This window comes from Sinorhizobium glycinis, assembly GCF_001651865.1.
Lineage (GTDB): Bacteria > Pseudomonadota > Alphaproteobacteria > Rhizobiales > Rhizobiaceae > Sinorhizobium > Sinorhizobium glycinis.
In genome coordinates, this window is sequence record NZ_LPUX01000053.1 from 670,144 (window position 1) to 685,449 (window position 15,306).

At 63.5% G+C, this 15,306-nt stretch carries 13 protein-coding genes and 1 pseudogene; 3 read left to right on the top strand and 11 right to left on the bottom strand.

The annotated features are described in order from the left end of the window. Positions 1-6: 6 nt before the first annotated feature. The 6 genes and pseudogenes from AU381_RS08120 to AU381_RS31200 form a co-directional block, all read right to left on the bottom strand. Positions 7-486: a GNAT family N-acetyltransferase gene (locus tag AU381_RS08120; RefSeq protein WP_064241230.1), complete on the bottom strand. Its 480-nt coding sequence runs from the start codon at positions 484-486 to the stop codon at positions 7-9. A gap of 3 nt (positions 487-489) precedes the next feature. After that, positions 490-1,110 (bottom strand): hypothetical protein, encoded by a 621-nt coding sequence (locus AU381_RS08125; protein ID WP_064241231.1) that lies wholly within the window; start codon positions 1,108-1,110, stop codon positions 490-492. 145 nt (positions 1,111-1,255) lie between these two features. After that, a complete protein-coding gene (gene ileS / locus AU381_RS08130; protein ID WP_064241863.1) occupies positions 1,256-4,165 on the bottom strand; it encodes an isoleucine--tRNA ligase in 2,910 nt (969 codons plus the stop codon). 236 nt (positions 4,166-4,401) lie between these two features. Continuing rightward, positions 4,402-5,385, bottom strand: coding sequence for a bifunctional riboflavin kinase/FAD synthetase (locus tag AU381_RS08135; RefSeq protein WP_064241232.1), 984 nt, complete (start codon positions 5,383-5,385; stop codon positions 4,402-4,404). A 13-nt stretch (positions 5,386-5,398) separates the two neighbouring features. Continuing rightward, on the bottom strand, positions 5,399-6,247 hold the full coding sequence (locus AU381_RS08140) for a TIGR01459 family HAD-type hydrolase (RefSeq protein WP_064241233.1): 849 nt from the start codon (positions 6,245-6,247) through the stop codon (positions 5,399-5,401). 157 nt (positions 6,248-6,404) lie between these two features. After that, positions 6,405-6,497 (bottom strand): annotated as a pseudogene (locus AU381_RS31200) (sulfurtransferase); the annotation flags it as partial. 224 nt (positions 6,498-6,721) lie between these two features. Between AU381_RS31200 and groES the strand changes: the two are divergent. Together groES and groL are read left to right on the top strand one after the other, a co-directional pair. Continuing rightward, entirely contained in the window at positions 6,722-7,018 is a 297-nt protein-coding gene (gene groES / locus AU381_RS08145) for a co-chaperone GroES (RefSeq protein WP_012706990.1), read from the top strand. 78 nt (positions 7,019-7,096) lie between these two features. Further along, a complete protein-coding gene (gene groL / locus AU381_RS08150; RefSeq protein WP_064241234.1) occupies positions 7,097-8,734 on the top strand; it encodes a chaperonin GroEL in 1,638 nt (545 codons plus the stop codon). 342 nt (positions 8,735-9,076) lie between these two features. Here groL and AU381_RS08155 read toward each other — a convergent pair whose 3' ends face one another. The 5 genes from AU381_RS08155 to hisS all read right to left on the bottom strand — a co-directional run bounded on the left by AU381_RS08155 (position 9,077) and on the right by hisS (position 14,615). Beyond that, positions 9,077-10,294 carry an NAD(P)/FAD-dependent oxidoreductase gene (locus AU381_RS08155; protein ID WP_082909850.1) on the bottom strand — a complete coding sequence of 406 codons (1,218 nt, stop codon included), beginning with the start codon at positions 10,292-10,294 and terminating at the stop codon, positions 9,077-9,079. A gap of 147 nt (positions 10,295-10,441) precedes the next feature. Continuing rightward, entirely contained in the window at positions 10,442-11,149 is a 708-nt protein-coding gene (locus AU381_RS08160) for a glutathione binding-like protein (RefSeq protein ID WP_064241235.1), read from the bottom strand. A gap of 108 nt (positions 11,150-11,257) precedes the next feature. Continuing rightward, positions 11,258-11,953: an ATP phosphoribosyltransferase gene (hisG, locus tag AU381_RS08165; RefSeq protein ID WP_064241236.1), complete on the bottom strand. Its 696-nt coding sequence runs from the start codon at positions 11,951-11,953 to the stop codon at positions 11,258-11,260. Continuing rightward, on the bottom strand, positions 11,950-13,092 hold the full coding sequence (locus AU381_RS08170) for an ATP phosphoribosyltransferase regulatory subunit (protein ID WP_064241237.1): 1,143 nt from the start codon (positions 13,090-13,092) through the stop codon (positions 11,950-11,952). The genes hisG and AU381_RS08170 overlap by 4 nt, the downstream gene beginning before the upstream one ends. Then, positions 13,092-14,615, bottom strand: coding sequence for a histidine--tRNA ligase (gene hisS, locus AU381_RS08175; RefSeq protein ID WP_064241238.1), 1,524 nt, complete (start codon positions 14,613-14,615; stop codon positions 13,092-13,094). Before hisS ends, AU381_RS08170 begins: the two co-directional genes overlap by 1 nt. A gap of 234 nt (positions 14,616-14,849) precedes the next feature. Here hisS and AU381_RS08180 point away from each other — a divergent pair, with 234 nt between their 5' ends. Further along, positions 14,850-15,278, top strand: coding sequence for a hypothetical protein (locus AU381_RS08180; RefSeq protein WP_064241239.1), 429 nt, complete (start codon positions 14,850-14,852; stop codon positions 15,276-15,278). Positions 15,279-15,306: the final 28 nt, after the last annotated feature.

Below are 15,306 nucleotides of genomic sequence, written 5' to 3' on the forward strand. Positions count from 1 at the left end.
GAGTCGTCAGCTGGCGGCGAGCGCTTCGAGTTCCTTGCCCACCAGCCGATAGCGTGTCCATTCCGAGAGCGGTTCCGCCCCAATCGCCTCGTAGACACGGATGGCAGGCTCGTTCCAATCGAGAACGCTCCACTCGAAGCGGCCGCAACCCTCGGCAATTGCAATCCGCGCCAGGTGCTTGAGCAGCATCTTGCCCGCCCCGGAACCGCGGTGCTCCGGCGTCACGTACAGATCCTCGAGATAGAGGCCCTTGCGCGCCTGCCAGGTCGAATAATTGTAGAACCAGATGGCAAAGCCGGCCGGCGCGCCATCGACCTCGCAGATCACCGCACGGCTGATCGAGCCCGGCCCGAACAGCGACGCAGTCAGGAGTTCGACGGTCGCCTCGACCTCGTGCTCGGCCTTCTCATAAATGGCGAGTTCGGTGATGAAGCGCAGGATCGTCGCCGCATCTTCCGGAACCGCGTCGCGAATGCCGATTGCCATGGCTTAGAACGGCCAGTACCACTTGCTGCCGCTGTTGGCGATCTGGGCCGCCTTCTTGCGCCGGCGTTCCTTGTCCTTTTCTGCCTCGCCGAGATCCATTTCGGCACCCTCGGGCAGGCGGCGGTATTCGAGCGGCGGGTCGCTCAGGAAGCGTCGCTTGTCCGAATAGGCGCCCATTTCGATCTTGCGGGCTTCGCGATAGGCCGCCTGCTGTTCCTTGGCGGAAAGGCGACGACCATTGGCGCTCGCCTTTGCAAGCGGCGAGACGTAGTTGGGATTGTTCTTGTTGGCGTCGGCCTCTTCGCGCAACCGGTCGCGCACCTCCTCGGGCGACTCGACCCAGGCGGGATTGGCCTCGCGACTTGCGAGCGACTGCTGCGGCTGGATCAGCGCGGCCTGCTCGCCTTTAGGCGGCAACACCAGGCCCGCGCGCGGCTGGTACTTGACCGGGTCTTTCTTCGGCGGAGCCAGGCTGATGGCGCTGCCGAGGTCGTCGACCAGCTGTTCGCCTGCCGTCTTGTCGGTTCCATAGGTCGGGCCGCCGATGCAGCCGGAAAGCACCAGGCTCCCTGCCACGACAGCAGCGATGCCCGCAAACACCCGCAACGCTCGCGTCATTTCCATGAACTTCCTTTAAGCCCCCTAAGCCCCCGCCGCGCCGCGCCCGCCGCGGCCATTCACGCGCCCCCATGGCGGAAAAATCCGCCAAATTTCGGGCAGGTTGTACCGGATGAATGCGGCAAGCGCAATTCACCCGGTAAAACGTCGATCAAGGTTTGAAGCCGAGCTCCCGCAATGCGGCTGCGTCGCGCGCCGACACGTCCGGATAGAGCGGATCGGATCCGACATCCGTGGTGATCCGCCAGGAGCGTGCGCATTTGCGGCCTTCGGCAAGCTTCGGCACGACGCTGACCTTTGCCACTTCAGGCAGGGTGAAGGCGGCGCCCGGCCCCTCGGCGTCGTCGATCTCGATCGCCGAGGTGATGCAGATTTCGGCGAAGTCCTGACCGTCGAGCGCTACTCTCAGATCCGGATCGGCGACGTGGACGGTCGGCGCGGCCTCGAGCGAGGAGCCGATGCGCTTGTCTTTGCGCTCAATCTCGAGAGCCCCGGTGACGACCTTGCGCACTTCACGGATCTTCCGCCACTTCTCGGCCAGCGCATCGTTTCGCCACTCCGCCGGCACGTCGGGGAATTGCTCGAGATGCACGGAGACCGCTTGCGGATTGCGGGAAAGCCAGGCTTCCTCGGCGGTGAAGGGCAGCATCGGCGCCAGCCAGGTCACCAGGCAATCGAACAGCGTGCGGATGACGTGCAGCGCGGCGCGGCGGCGGAGCGACGAAGGCGCATCGCAGTAGAGCGCGTCCTTGCGGATGTCGAAATAGAAGGCCGAAAGTTCGACATTCGAGAAATCGATCAGCGCGCGGGCGATCCTCTTGAAGTCGAAGGCGTCGTAGCCTTCGCGCACCAGCCGGTCGAGCTCGGCGAGACGATGCAGCATCAGCTGCTCGAGTTCCGGCATGTCGCTGGTCGCGACCACCTCGCCCTCGTCGTGGGCGAGCGTTCCGAGCATCCAGCGGATGGTGTTCCTGAGCTTGCGGTAGGCATCGATGTTGGTCTGGATGATCGTCTTGCCGAGCCGCTGGTCTTCCCAATAGTCGGTCGTCATCACCCAGAGGCGCAGGATGTCGGCGCCGGCATCCTTCATCACCTCCTGCGGCGTGACGGTGTTGCCTTTCGACTTCGACATCTTCTCGCCCTTCTCATCCATGGTGAAGCCATGGGTGACAACGGCATTGTAGGGCGCACGGCCGCGGGTCGCGCAGCTTTCCAAGAGCGAGGAGTGGAACCAGCCGCGGTGCTGGTCGGAGCCTTCGAGATAGACGTCCGCCGGCCATTTCAGGTCAGGACGGTCCTCGAGCGTGAAGGTGTGGGTCGAGCCGGAATCGAACCACACATCGAGGATGTCCATGACCTGGTGCCAGCGGCCATGGTCGTGGTCGTTTCCAAGGAAGCGCTCCTTGGCACCCTGGGCAAACCAGGCGTCGGCCCCTTCCTTCTCGAAGGCTTCGAGAATGCGGGCGTTGACCGCTTCGTCCAAGAGGATTTCGCCCTGGTCGTCGGCGAAGATCGCGATCGGCACGCCCCATGCGCGCTGGCGCGACAGCACCCAGTCCGGGCGCTGCTCGATCATGGCGCGCAGGCGGTTCTGCCCGGCGCCGGGCACGAAACGGGTTTCGTCGATTGCATTGAGCGCCCGCGAGCGCAGCGTCGTGCCGTCGCCGAAGTCCTTGTCCATGTAGACGAACCATTGCGGCGTGTTGCGGAAGATGACCGGCTTCTTCGAGCGCCAGGAATGCGGATAGGAATGCTTCAACCGGCCGCGGGCAAAGAGCGCATGGCGGGCGATCAGCGCCTTGATGACGCGATCGTTGGCGTCGCCCTTCTTGCCCTTGTCGTCGATGACGCGTCCGGCGCCGCCTTCGGCATCGGGTCCGAAGCCGTGCGCCTCGGCCGTGAAGTAACCGGCATCGTCGACGGTGAAGGGGATGGCAGAGGAGATGCCGCGTGCTTCGAGTGCCCGCGCGCTATCCATCCAGGCGTCAAAGTCCTCGCGGCCGTGGCCCGGAGCCGTGTGGACAAAGCCGGTACCGGCATCGTCCGTCACGTGGTCGCCATCGAGCAACGGCACATGGAAGGCATAGCCGCCGCCGAGACCGTGCAGCGGATGAGCGCAAGTGATCGCCGCGAGCTCGCCCGCTTCGACATCGCGGACGAAATTGAACGTCACCTTTGCCTTGGCTGCGGACTCTTCGGCAAGACGCTTGGCGAAGATCAGCTTTTCGCCCGGCTGCGGGCCATAATCGTTCTCGGCGGTGGCGACCTCGTAGAGACCATAGGCGTAGCGCGACGAATAGGCGATCGCCCGGTTGCCGGGGATCGTCCAGGGCGTCGTGGTCCAGATGACGACGAAGGCGCCGGCAAGTGCATCCGGTCCTTCGGTGACCGGGAACTTCACCCAGATCATGTCGCTTTCGACATCGGCATATTCGACTTCGGCTTCGGCGAGCGCGGTTCGCTCGACGACCGACCACATCACCGGTTTCGAGCCGCGATAGAGCTGGCCGGCCCTGGCGATCTTCATCAATTCGCCGGCGATGCGCGCCTCCGCATGGAAGTTCATCGTCGTGTAGGGCCGCTCGAAATCGCCTTCGATGCCAAGGCGCTTGAATTCTTCGGTCTGCACCTCGATCCAGCCGGCGGCGAAATCGCGGCACTCCTTGCGGAACTCGTTGACCGGAACGTCGTCCTTGTTCCTGCCCTTCTCTCGGTATTTCTCCTCGATCTTCCATTCGATCGGCAGGCCGTGGCAGTCCCAGCCCGGGACATAGTTGGCATCGAAGCCGCGCATCTGGAACGAGCGGTTGATGACATCCTTGAGGATCTTGTTCAGCGCATGGCCGATATGGATGTTGCCGTTCGCATAGGGCGGGCCGTCGTGCAGCACGAACTTGTCGCGGCCGGCAGCGGAAGCGCGAAGCTTCTTGTAGAGCTCCATCTTCTGCCAGCGGGCGACGAATTCCGGCTCCTTCTGCGGCAGGCCCGCGCGCATCGGAAACTCCGTCTGCGGCAGGTAGAGCGTCGAGGAATAGTCGATCTTTTCAGCGGTCTCTGTCATGGTCTTTTGCATTCGTCTTTTCCGCCGCGAATTATCAGGCAGGCGGAAGGGTTCGGTGTCTCGAAGATGACTGGAAGGGCGTGAAACGCCGAAATCCCGGACCTTCCGGCGCGCCCTAGCGCGTGCGGAAAGCCGGGCCAATAATTCGCTGATCGATGGTCAATCGACGATGCCGGATCATAGTGGCCGGTTGTTTAAGGCGTTTTCGGCCTTTTGAAAAGGTCCACCGCTTGCCTTCAGGCGAAATTGATCCTGCGGTCGATGTCGCTCAAGGGCTGGACACCTGAAAGAAGCGCACGCGCCTCCTTCTCGTCCTCCCTCATCTGCACCATCAACGGCTCGAGCCCGTCGAACTTCTGCTCGTCGCGAAGATGACCGAAGAAGGAGACGGCGCAGACTTCGCCATAGAGGTCGCCGGAAAAGTCGAAGACGAAAGTTTCCAGCAGCGCCTCGCCATCGCTGTCGACGGTCGGGCGGCGGCCGAAGCTTGCGACACCGTCATAAAGAGAACCGTCCGCCCGGCGGAACCGCACCGCATAGATGCCGTTCCTGAGTTCGGCTTCCTGCGGCAGGCGCATGTTCGCGGTCGGATAGCCGAGCTCACGCCCGAGCTTCTTGCCGCCGATCACCTCCGCTTCCACCGTGTAGCGATAGCCAAGCAGGCCGGCCGCATGCGAGACATCGCCTTCGGCCAGCAGGGAGCGGATGAAACTCGAGGAGATCACCGAGGCGTTCTCGTCGCGGAAGGCGTCCACCAGCGTCACGCCGAAACCCTCCTGAGCACCCGCCGCCATCAGGAAGGCCGGACCGCCCTCCCGTCCTTTGCCGAAATGGAAATCGAAGCCGGTGACGACGTGCGATGCGTGCAGCCATTCCCGCAGGATGCGATGGATGAAATCGGAGGCCGAAAGCTCGGAGAAGGTCCGGTCGAAGGGATATTCGATCACCGCGCCGAAACCCATTCCTTCGAGGATGCGCGCTTTCAGCGGCGCCGGGGTCAGGCGGAACACGGGCCGGTCGGGCCGGAAGACGGTGCGTGGATGCGGTTCGAATGTCAGCACGAGGGCCGGAACGCTCCGGCTCTTTGCTTCGTCGAGCGCGCGGTTCAGCACCGATTGATGGCCGCGATGGACGCCGTCGAAATTGCCGATCGCGATCACGCCGCCGCGCAGGCGCTCGGGAAGCGGATCACGGGTTTCGTTGCGATGAAAGACCGTCATTGCCGTCTTCCCGTCAGGCGAGCCGGGGCATCCACCACTTCGGTGTCGCTCCCTCTTTCTTCAGGAAGGCCGCAAGCTTCGCCTCGTCGGTGCGGCTTTCATGCATGTATTCCTGCGCGTGGATGCCGGCGCTGATATAGAGCAGATCGAAACCCGCGTCCTGCGCACCCTTCACATCGGTCGGCATGCCGTCACCGACGGCGATAACGCGGGGGAGATCGAAGGCGCCTCTCACCGCCTTGGCTTCGGAAAGCGCGGCGCGGTATATCGCCTTGTAGGGCTTGCCGGCGATGCGCGCCTCGCCGCCGAGTTCCTCGTAAAGCTTGGCGATCGCGCCGGCGCAGGGGATCAACCGATGGCCGCGTTCCACTACAAGATCGGGATTGGCGCAGATGAACGGTATCTTCCGTTTGGCAAGTCCCGTCAGCGTGGCGCGGTAATGTTCGGGTGTCTCGGTCTCGTCGTCGTAGAAGCCGGCACAGACAATCGTCTCGGCCTCTTCAGCCGAAACGATCTCGGTGCCGAGGCCTTCGAGCAGCGGCAGGTCGCGATCGGCGCCGATGAAGAATATCCGCTTTTCTGCGGACGCGATCAGTGCCCGCGTGACATCGCCGGAGGTGACGATCCGATCATAGGCCTCGTCGGGAACGCCGAGACCGCGGATCTGCACCTTGACGCTCGGATGCGGCCGCGGCGAATTGGTGATGAGGACGACCGTCACCCCCTGCGCACGCGCCTCGGCCAGTGCCTCGCAGGCGGAGGCGAAAGCCTGAACGCCGTTATGAAGCACGCCCCAGACGTCGCAAAGCACCACGTCATATCGGCTGGCGATTTCCCGAAAACTGTTGATCCTGACGGCCATCCTGGCTTCCTGCAAACTCAACTTCCCGGCTGACATCGCAAGGAAGGGCCAAGAATACAAGCCTCGCATATGGAAAAACGGCGCACTTTCCAAGATTCGGCGGCGCCGGCAACCACCCCGCCGCGCGTGCCGTGCAGCAACCAGACGATATGGGGTCGCGCTTTCCCTTGCCGCCGTGTGATACCAATCGTGTTTTTCCTGGGACGCCTCGCGCCCAGCGGTAGAGCGCGTCGTAGAGCGTCATTCCAGCATGACGCCCCGTGGGGCATTCGCTTACCCCTACAGATCCATCAAACAAAAACCGGATTTCCTGCCAACGTTCGCATCCGGCAAAAAAATCTCGAAGCCGATTCTTGACTCGTTCCGAGGCCAGCCTTATCTCGGCTGCGCTAGCACTCTTCAGTAAGGAGTGCTAACACCCATCCACCGGGTCTCTCAACGATCCGCAATGTCATTTGATCGAGGGATTAGACAATGGCAAGCACCAATTTCCGTCCGCTGCACGACCGCGTTGTCGTCCGCCGCGTCGAGTCTGAAGAAAAGACCAAGGGCGGCATCATCATTCCGGACACCGCAAAGGAAAAGCCGCAAGAAGGCGAAATCGTGGCTGTCGGTTCGGGTGCCCGCGACGAAAGCGGCAAGGTTGTTCCGCTCGACGTCAAGGCTGGCGACCGCGTCCTGTTCGGCAAGTGGTCCGGCACCGAAGTCAAGATCAACGGCGAAGACCTTCTGATCATGAAGGAAGCCGACATCATGGGCATCATCGGCTGATCGGCCGGCAACCCTTCCAAACTTCCGTAATTTGAAACCGGACCCGTTCCGGAATTTCGAAACCAGGAGCTTTCAAAAATGGCAGCTAAAGAAGTCAAGTTCGGCCGTACCGCGCGCGAAAAGATGCTGCGCGGCGTCGACATCCTCGCCGATGCAGTCAAGGTAACGCTCGGCCCGAAGGGTCGTAACGTCGTTATCGACAAGTCCTTCGGCGCTCCGCGCATCACCAAGGACGGCGTTTCGGTCGCCAAGGAAATCGAACTCGAAGACAAGTTCGAGAACATGGGCGCCCAGATGGTCCGCGAAGTCGCTTCGAAGACCAACGACATCGCCGGTGACGGCACGACGACCGCAACCGTTCTCGCTCAGGCGATCGTTCGCGAAGGTGCCAAGGCCGTTGCTGCCGGCATGAACCCGATGGACCTGAAGCGCGGCATCGACCTCGCCGTCGCTGAAGTCGTCAAGGACCTGCTCGCCAAGGCCAAGAAGATCAACACCTCGGACGAAGTCGCCCAGGTCGGCACGATCTCGGCAAACGGCGAGAAGCAGATCGGCCTCGACATCGCCGAAGCGATGCAGAAGGTCGGCAACGAAGGCGTCATCACCGTCGAAGAAGCCAAGACCGCCGAGACCGAACTCGAAGTCGTCGAAGGCATGCAGTTCGACCGCGGCTACCTGTCGCCCTACTTCGTCACCAACCCGGAAAAGATGGTCGCCGACCTCGAAGACGCTTTCGTTCTCCTGCACGAGAAGAAGCTCTCGAACCTCCAGGCCATGCTCCCGGTTCTCGAAGCCGTCGTCCAGACCGGCAAGCCGCTCCTCATCATCGCTGAAGACGTAGAAGGCGAAGCTCTCGCTACGCTCGTCGTCAACAAGCTGCGTGGCGGCCTGAAGATCGCTGCCGTCAAGGCTCCGGGCTTCGGCGACCGCCGCAAGGCCATGCTCGAAGACATCGCCATCCTGACGGGCGGCACGGTGATCTCCGAAGACCTCGGCATCAAGCTCGAAAGCGTCACGCTCGACATGCTCGGCCGTGCGAAGAAGGTCTCGATCTCCAAGGAAAACACGACGATCGTCGACGGCGCCGGCCAGAAGGCCGACATCGAAGGCCGCGTTGCCCAGATCAAGGCCCAGATCGAAGAAACCACCTCCGACTACGACCGCGAGAAGCTGCAGGAGCGCCTTGCCAAGCTCGCTGGCGGCGTTGCCGTCATCCGCGTCGGCGGTGCGACGGAAATCGAAGTGAAGGAAAAGAAGGACCGCATCGACGACGCTCTCAACGCGACGCGCGCTGCCGTTCAGGAAGGCATCGTACCGGGCGGCGGCGTCGCCCTGCTGCGCTCTTCCGTCAAGATCACCGCCAAGGGCGAAAACGACGACCAGGACGCCGGCGTCAACATCGTTCGCCGCGCTCTGCAGGCTCCGGCCCGCCAGATCGCCGAGAACGCTGGTGATGAAGCCTCCATCGTTGTCGGCAAGATCCTCGAGAAGAACACCGACGACTTCGGCTACAACGCGCAGACCGGCGAATATGGCGACATGATCGCCATGGGCATCATCGACCCGGTCAAGGTCGTTCGCACCGCCCTGCAGGACGCAGCCTCGGTTGCTTCGCTGCTGATCACCACCGAAGCCATGATCGCCGAGCTGCCGAAGAAGGACGCTCCGGCAATGCCGGGCGGCATGGGCGGCATGGGCGGCATGGACATGATGTGATAAGGCGCAAGCCTTAGCACAGCAGGTCCATAAAGCTTCGCCCATGCTCTTAAATGAGTTCAGCGCGTCAAGCGCGCTGAACGGGCGGCATGGACATGATGTGATAAGGCGCAAGCCTTAGCACAGGTGATCCATCCGGATCGGAAGGGCGGCTTTCGGGCCGCCCTTTTCTATTCGGTAAACACGTGAGCGACTTCAGAGTGGTCGTTTTGGTGGCCCCTCATCCGGCCTGCCGGCCACCTTCTCCCCGCAGACGGGGCGAAGGGGAATCGCGGCGCCCCAGCGGCGAATGTGGAGAAAAGGCAGGCGGACGCCTCCGGTCCCTCTCCCCGCGTGAGCCCGTTATGCCAGCAACGCTTTCAGATCGACCTGCGGATCGGCCAGGAGCGCGCGGCCGGGAGTCTTGCCCGCTTCGAGCAGCTTCTTGCCCGTCACGTAGGCCTTGGCGTCGTTGATGGCGTCGACGGCGATCAGCTTGTCCTGGCGGAAATACCAGACGGAGACGCTGCCTTCGCGCTGGCCGGGGCGGACCAGCGTCTCATCGTGGCCAAGCCCGAAGCCGGCGATCTGCAGCTTGACGTCATACTGGTCGGACCAGAACCAAGGATGGGGGTCATAGGGCTTGGAGCCGCCCGCAAGGATGGCGGCGATCGCTTCCGCCTGATCGACGGCGTTCTGCACGGATTCAAGACGGATGCGCATGCCCTGCCACGGCAGGACCGCGCAATCGCCGATCGCGAAGATCGCCGGATCGGATGTCCGGCCGTGGCTGTCGACGAGGATGCCGTTGGAAGTCTCGAGACCTGCATCATGCGCCAGGGTGTCATTCGCCGCCACGCCGATGCCGACGATCACCACGTCGACCGGAATGACCGAGCCGTCGGCGAGCTCCGCCGCAGTCACGCGCCCGTTTTCGCCGATCAGCCGGTTCAGGCCCATGCGTTCCCGGATATCGACGCCGTGCGAGCGGTGGATCTCGCGGACGATCGCGGAGGTCGCGGCGGAAGCGACGCGCTGCAGGATGCGGTCCGCCATCTCGATGACGGTGACCTCCAGCCCGCAGGTGCGCGCGACCGCCGCCGCCTCCAGGCCGATATAGCCGCCGCCAACGACCAGGACACGGCGCCCCGGCTGCATCTCCTCGGAAAGTCGGTCGGCGTCCTTGTAGTCGCGCACCACATAGACGCCTGCGAGATCGCCGCCGATCGAAGCCGGCAGGCGGCGCGGCGTGGCACCGGTCGCGAAGGCGAGCGTTTCGTAGCCGAGCCTCGAGCCGTCGCCGAGCACGACTTCGCTTGTCCTGCGGTCCACCCGCGTCACGGTCGTCGACAGGCGTATGTCGATCGCGTGTTCCGCATACCAGGCCTCCGGCCGGTAGAGCAGGCGGTCGAGCGTCAATTCGCGCAACAGGTATTTCTTCGAAAGCGGCGGCCGCTGGTAGGGCAGGCTTGCCTCGGCAGAGATGACGGTGATCGGACGCCCGTCCTGAAGCGCACGAAGCTTGGCGACCAAGGCAAAAGCCGCCTGACCGCCACCCACAACAACAAGTCTTCCCGACACCGTCTCCACCTGCTTCACTATCGACCCTCAGAGCCGGAGCTCGAGCCGGGCGAAAAATCCGCCTGCACTTTCCTATCCGCTCCCCCAACCGGTAGCCTTCCGGCCCGAGCTTCGTCAACTCGGGCCGAGACTCGCCCCGCGCGAGATTTACTCCTTGCGGGGAATTTCGATGCCCTTCCGCGCGGCCGGGCGCGCCAGGCCACGCTCCAGCCAAGCCAGGACGTTCGGGAAGCTCTTGTATTCGAGCACCTCGCCGCCGCCATAGAACTTGCGTGCGCCTTCGACCCAGGGATAGGTGGCGATATCGGCAATCGTGTATTCGTCGCCCATCAGCCATTGCCGGCCCTCGAGCCGCGTTTCGAGAACGCCGAGCAGCCGCTTCGACTCGTCGCGGTAGCGTTCGACCGGATAGGAATTGTTGGCGACCTTTTCGGCGGCGAACTTGAAGAAGTGGCCGAACTGTCCGAACATCGGCCCGACACCGCCCATCTGGAACATGACCCAGCACAGCGTCTCATAGCGGCGGGCGGCATCCGCCGGAATGAGCTTGCCGGTCTTTTCCGCGAGGTAGATCAGGATTGCACCGGATTCGAAGAGGCCGATCGGTTTGCCACCCGGTCCGTTCGGATCGATGATCGCCGGGATGCGGCCGTTCGGGTTGAGCGACAGGAATTCGGGCGACTTCTGCTCGTTCGCGTCGAAGGCGATGCGGTGCGCCTCATAGGGCAGGCTCAGTTCTTCCAGAGCGATCGAGATCTTCACGCCGTTCGGCGTCGGCAGCGAATAAAGCTGGATGATGTCGGGGTTCTTCGCCGGCCAGCGGCTCGTGATCGGGAAGGAGGAAAGATCAGCCATAAGGATGCCTCGAGGTAGGAGGATGGGAGGATGAAGTCTCTGCCATCCCTACATAGTTATCTCCGGTTGCATTTGTCAGACCCGGGGGGAAATTTCCGACCGGTGGCTTCAGAGGGCCGCGCGCACGGAAGAGATGATCCGATCGATGGTGGGATTGCCCTCGTGGGCCGCCATTCGGGCTCTGACGAGACACGCCTCGGACCGCAGGATCACGCCGTCCGAAAGAATCTTCAGGTGGTTCGCCTTCAAGGTGGAGCCGGTCGAGGTGATGTCGACGATGATGTCGGCCGAGCCGGATGCCGGCGCGCCTTCGGTCGCGCCCAGGCTTTCGACGATGCGATAGAGCTGTATGCCGTGGCTGCCCGAGAAGAACTGCTGGGTGAGCCGCCAGTATTTGGTGGCGATCGCGAGCCGGCGGCCGTGGCTGGCGCGGAAGTCGGCAGCCACATCCCCAAGGTCGGCCATGGTATCGACGTCGTACCAGACCTCCGGCACCGCGACGACGACATCGGCATGGCCGAAGCCGAGCCGGGCCGCGAATTCGACGCGTGCATCGGCGTCGGCGATGCCTTCGCGCACCAGGTCTTCGCCGGTAACGCCGAAATCGACGGCGCCGCTGCCGACCTCGCGGGAGATCTCGGAGGCCGACAGGAAGGCGACCTCGACGTCGTCCCAGCCCTCGACGCGGCCGCGATAGGAACGGTCGTTGCCGACGGCGACGATCCGCATCCCGGCCCGCTCGAAGATTGCCGAGGCATCATCCTTCATCCGCCCCTTGGACGGAAGCGCAATGGTAATGGTCATTTCGCGCCCCCTGCGGCAGCGATCGCCCTTTCGATCCGGTCGAGCCAGAGAGAGAAACCGACCGCCGGGATATGCTCGCGGGCGCCGAGCAATGTCAGCAGCCGATCGAAGCGCCCGCCGCCCGCCAGGACCGCCGGCGCTCCTTCAATCCCGATTTCGAAGACTAGACCCGTGTAGTAGTCGAGCGGACGGCCGAAGGCGGCGCGGTAGCGGATGAGGTCCGGATCGGCGCCTGCCTCGGCAAGCGCCGCGACACGTGCGTCGAAGAACGACAGGGCGCCATCTATCTTCAGTTTCGATTTCTTCGCGAATGCGTGGAGTGCCGCTGGAGCCTCGGAAAGCGGCAGGTCGAATGCCAGGAATTCGCGCATGACGGCAAGTGCAGCCTTGTCGAGCCGCGTCGTCGCAAGCTCCATCTTCTCCTTGAGGCGACGGGCTATGTCGCGCGGCGAACGGCTGACATTGGTGGAATAGCCGGTCGCCTCCATCGTCTCGGCAAGATGGGCGACGAGCCGCTCTTCGTCGTCCAGGACGCCCATCTTGGCGAGCCGCTCGACCTCGGGGCCGAAGACGCCGGACGCCTTGGGATCAGCAAGTTCGCCCAGGAGCCTCTGCAGCTGTTTCTGGTCGCCGAAGGCGTGGATCAAGCGCTTCTGCCAGCCGCCCGGCAATCCGCAGGCGGCGATGACCGCCTCGAAGACGGATTGGTCGCCGAGCGTCACCTTGAGCCGCTGACCCGGCAGCCGGTTGGCCAGCACCTGCATCGCGTCGCCGATCGCCCGCGCGTCGGCGCCGGCCGTGTCGGCGTCGCCGAGGTCCTCAATGCCCGCCTGGTAGAATTCGCTCGAGCCCTCGCGGCGCTGCCGGAACACCTCGCCGAGATAGGCGTAGCGCTGCGGCGTCCCTGTCGCGGTCTCGATATGGCGAAGACAGACAGGGATGGTGAATTCCGGCCGCAGGCAGAGGCTCTCGCCGGTCTCGCTTTCGGTCATGAATATCCGCCGGCGCAGGTCTTCTCCCGCCATGTCGAGGAAAGGCTCGGCAGGCTGGATGACCGGCGTGTCGACGCGCAGAGTCTTCAGCCGCTCGAAATCGGCTAGAAGATCGCCGGCAAAGGCGGGAAGGTTGATCAGCGGCATCAGCCTGCCCTTTTCCGGTCCTCGGCTTGCTCTGCGAGAATTTCGCGGACCTTTGCGACGAGGTCGCTCTCCGGAACCGAGACCTGGGCGACGCGGGCCTCGCGCCAGGCGACGTTGTCCTCGATCTCGCCCGAAAGCCGCTTGCCCTCGATCAGGTCCTTGATCTGAACAACGCCCGAGGCGCGCTCGTCGCCGCCCTGGATGACGGCGATCGGCGAGCCGCGCCGGTCGGCATATTTCAGCTGGTCGCCGAAATTCTTCTTGTTGCCCTGATACATCTCGGCGCGGATGCCGGCATGGCGCAGCTGCTGCACAAAGCGCTGGTAGCGCCCCATGCTGTCGATATCGCGGTCCATGACGCAGACCACGACCGGCGCGACCACCTCTTCGACCCCCAGCTTTCCGAGGTTCTTGAGGGCCGTCATCAGGCGCGACACGCCGATCGAGAAGCCCGTTGCCGGCACCGGCTGGCCCATGAAGCGCGAGACGAGGCCGTCGTAGCGGCCGCCTCCGCCGACGGAGCCGAAGACGACCTTCTCGCCCTTCTCATTGGTGACGGAAAACTGCAACTCGGCCTCGAAGACGGGGCCGGTATAGTATTCGAGGCCGCGCACGACCGACGGGTCGATCTTGATGCGATCCGCCTCATAGCCTGCGCTGACGACGAGACTGCGGATCGTGTTGAGCTCCTCTACGCCTTCCTTGCCTCTGCTTGTGCCGGCGACGAGGTCGGCGAGTTGATCGGCGCTCTTCGCGTAGTCGGTAATGCCGACGAAGAAGAGGATCTTGCGGATTTGCTCCTCATTCAGGCCGGCGCCCTTGGTGAAGTCGCCGCTTTCGTCCTTGCGCCCCTCGCCAAGCAGCAGGCGCACGCCTTCCGGGCCGAACTTGTCGAGCTTGTCGATGGCGCGCAGGACCGTCAGCCGCGCATTCGATCGGTCGTCGCCGCCAAGACCGATCGCCTCGAGCACGCCGTCCAGGACCTTGCGGTTGTTGACCCGGATCACATAGTCGCCGCGCGCAATCCCGAGCGCCTCCATCGTGTCGGCCATCATCATGCACATCTCCGCATCGGCCTGGACGCCGGCGGCGCCGACCGTGTCGGCATCGAACTGCATGAACTGGCGGAAGCGGCCCGGCCCGGGCTTTTCGTTGCGGAACACGTAGCCGGCGCGATAGGTGCGGTAGGGAAGCTGTATCTCGTTGAAGGTCTCGGCCACATGACGGGCAAGCGGCGCGGTCAGGTCATAGCGCAGGCTCATCCATTGCTCGTCGTCATCCGTCAGCGAGAACACGCCTTCGTTCGGGCGGTCGCTGTCGGGGAGGAACTTGCCAAGCGCGTCGGTGTATTCGAACAGCGGCGTTTCCACGGGGTCAAAACCGTAGCGCTCATAGACTTCGCGGATCTTCGCGATCATCTCGTCGACGGCACGGATATCCGCTGCCGAACGGTCGACGAAGCCGCGCGGCAGGCGCGCCTTGAGCTTCTGCGGTTTCTTCGGTTTGTCGTTCATGGAAGGCATTCCGGGCTGTGAAGCTTGATCGGTGCCTTCCCTACCGGATCGCGTCAAGGGCGGCAAGGGCGGCGGTCGACAAAGGCTGCCAGCCCTGCCGGCGTGAAGGTCACGGAACCGGGTCGCGCTGCAATGCGTTCCGCGTTGACAGGCACGATCACAAAGCGATGATTGTAAAACTATGCCGATACGCTTATAAGTTAAGGCGTTCGAGCAAGGGCATCAAACGGAGGCTTTGGCAAAATGCTGACTGTCATGACGCCCGGGGCGGCAGCGATAAAGCCGCTGAATCCGGAGACCCACGGGGCCTGGACCCGCACGATAGTGAAAGCCGGCTGTATGATCGAGCCATGGCGTTGTGACGTCGACAGCGGCGCCTTTCTGGTCGGTCCGCGGACCCTTTCTCTTCTTGGGCTGAGGCAGAATCCCTGTGGCATCATCGACCTCGTGCGGGCCTGTGACCAAGTAGACCGGTCGACGATCCTGAGCATTCTCGAACAGGCGACCGAGACGTCCTCCTCCTTCTGTTTTTCCGCGATTGTCCGACGGCCAGACGGAAGCTCGTACCAGCTTTGCTGCATCGGAAATTCGACGCTCGGCGAGCATGGCGAAGGAGGTTCCCTGCAAGGCGTCTTCGCGGTTCCGCGGAGCGGAACGGGGCTGTCGGCGTGATACAAGTCGATCACGACTTGGCGATCTT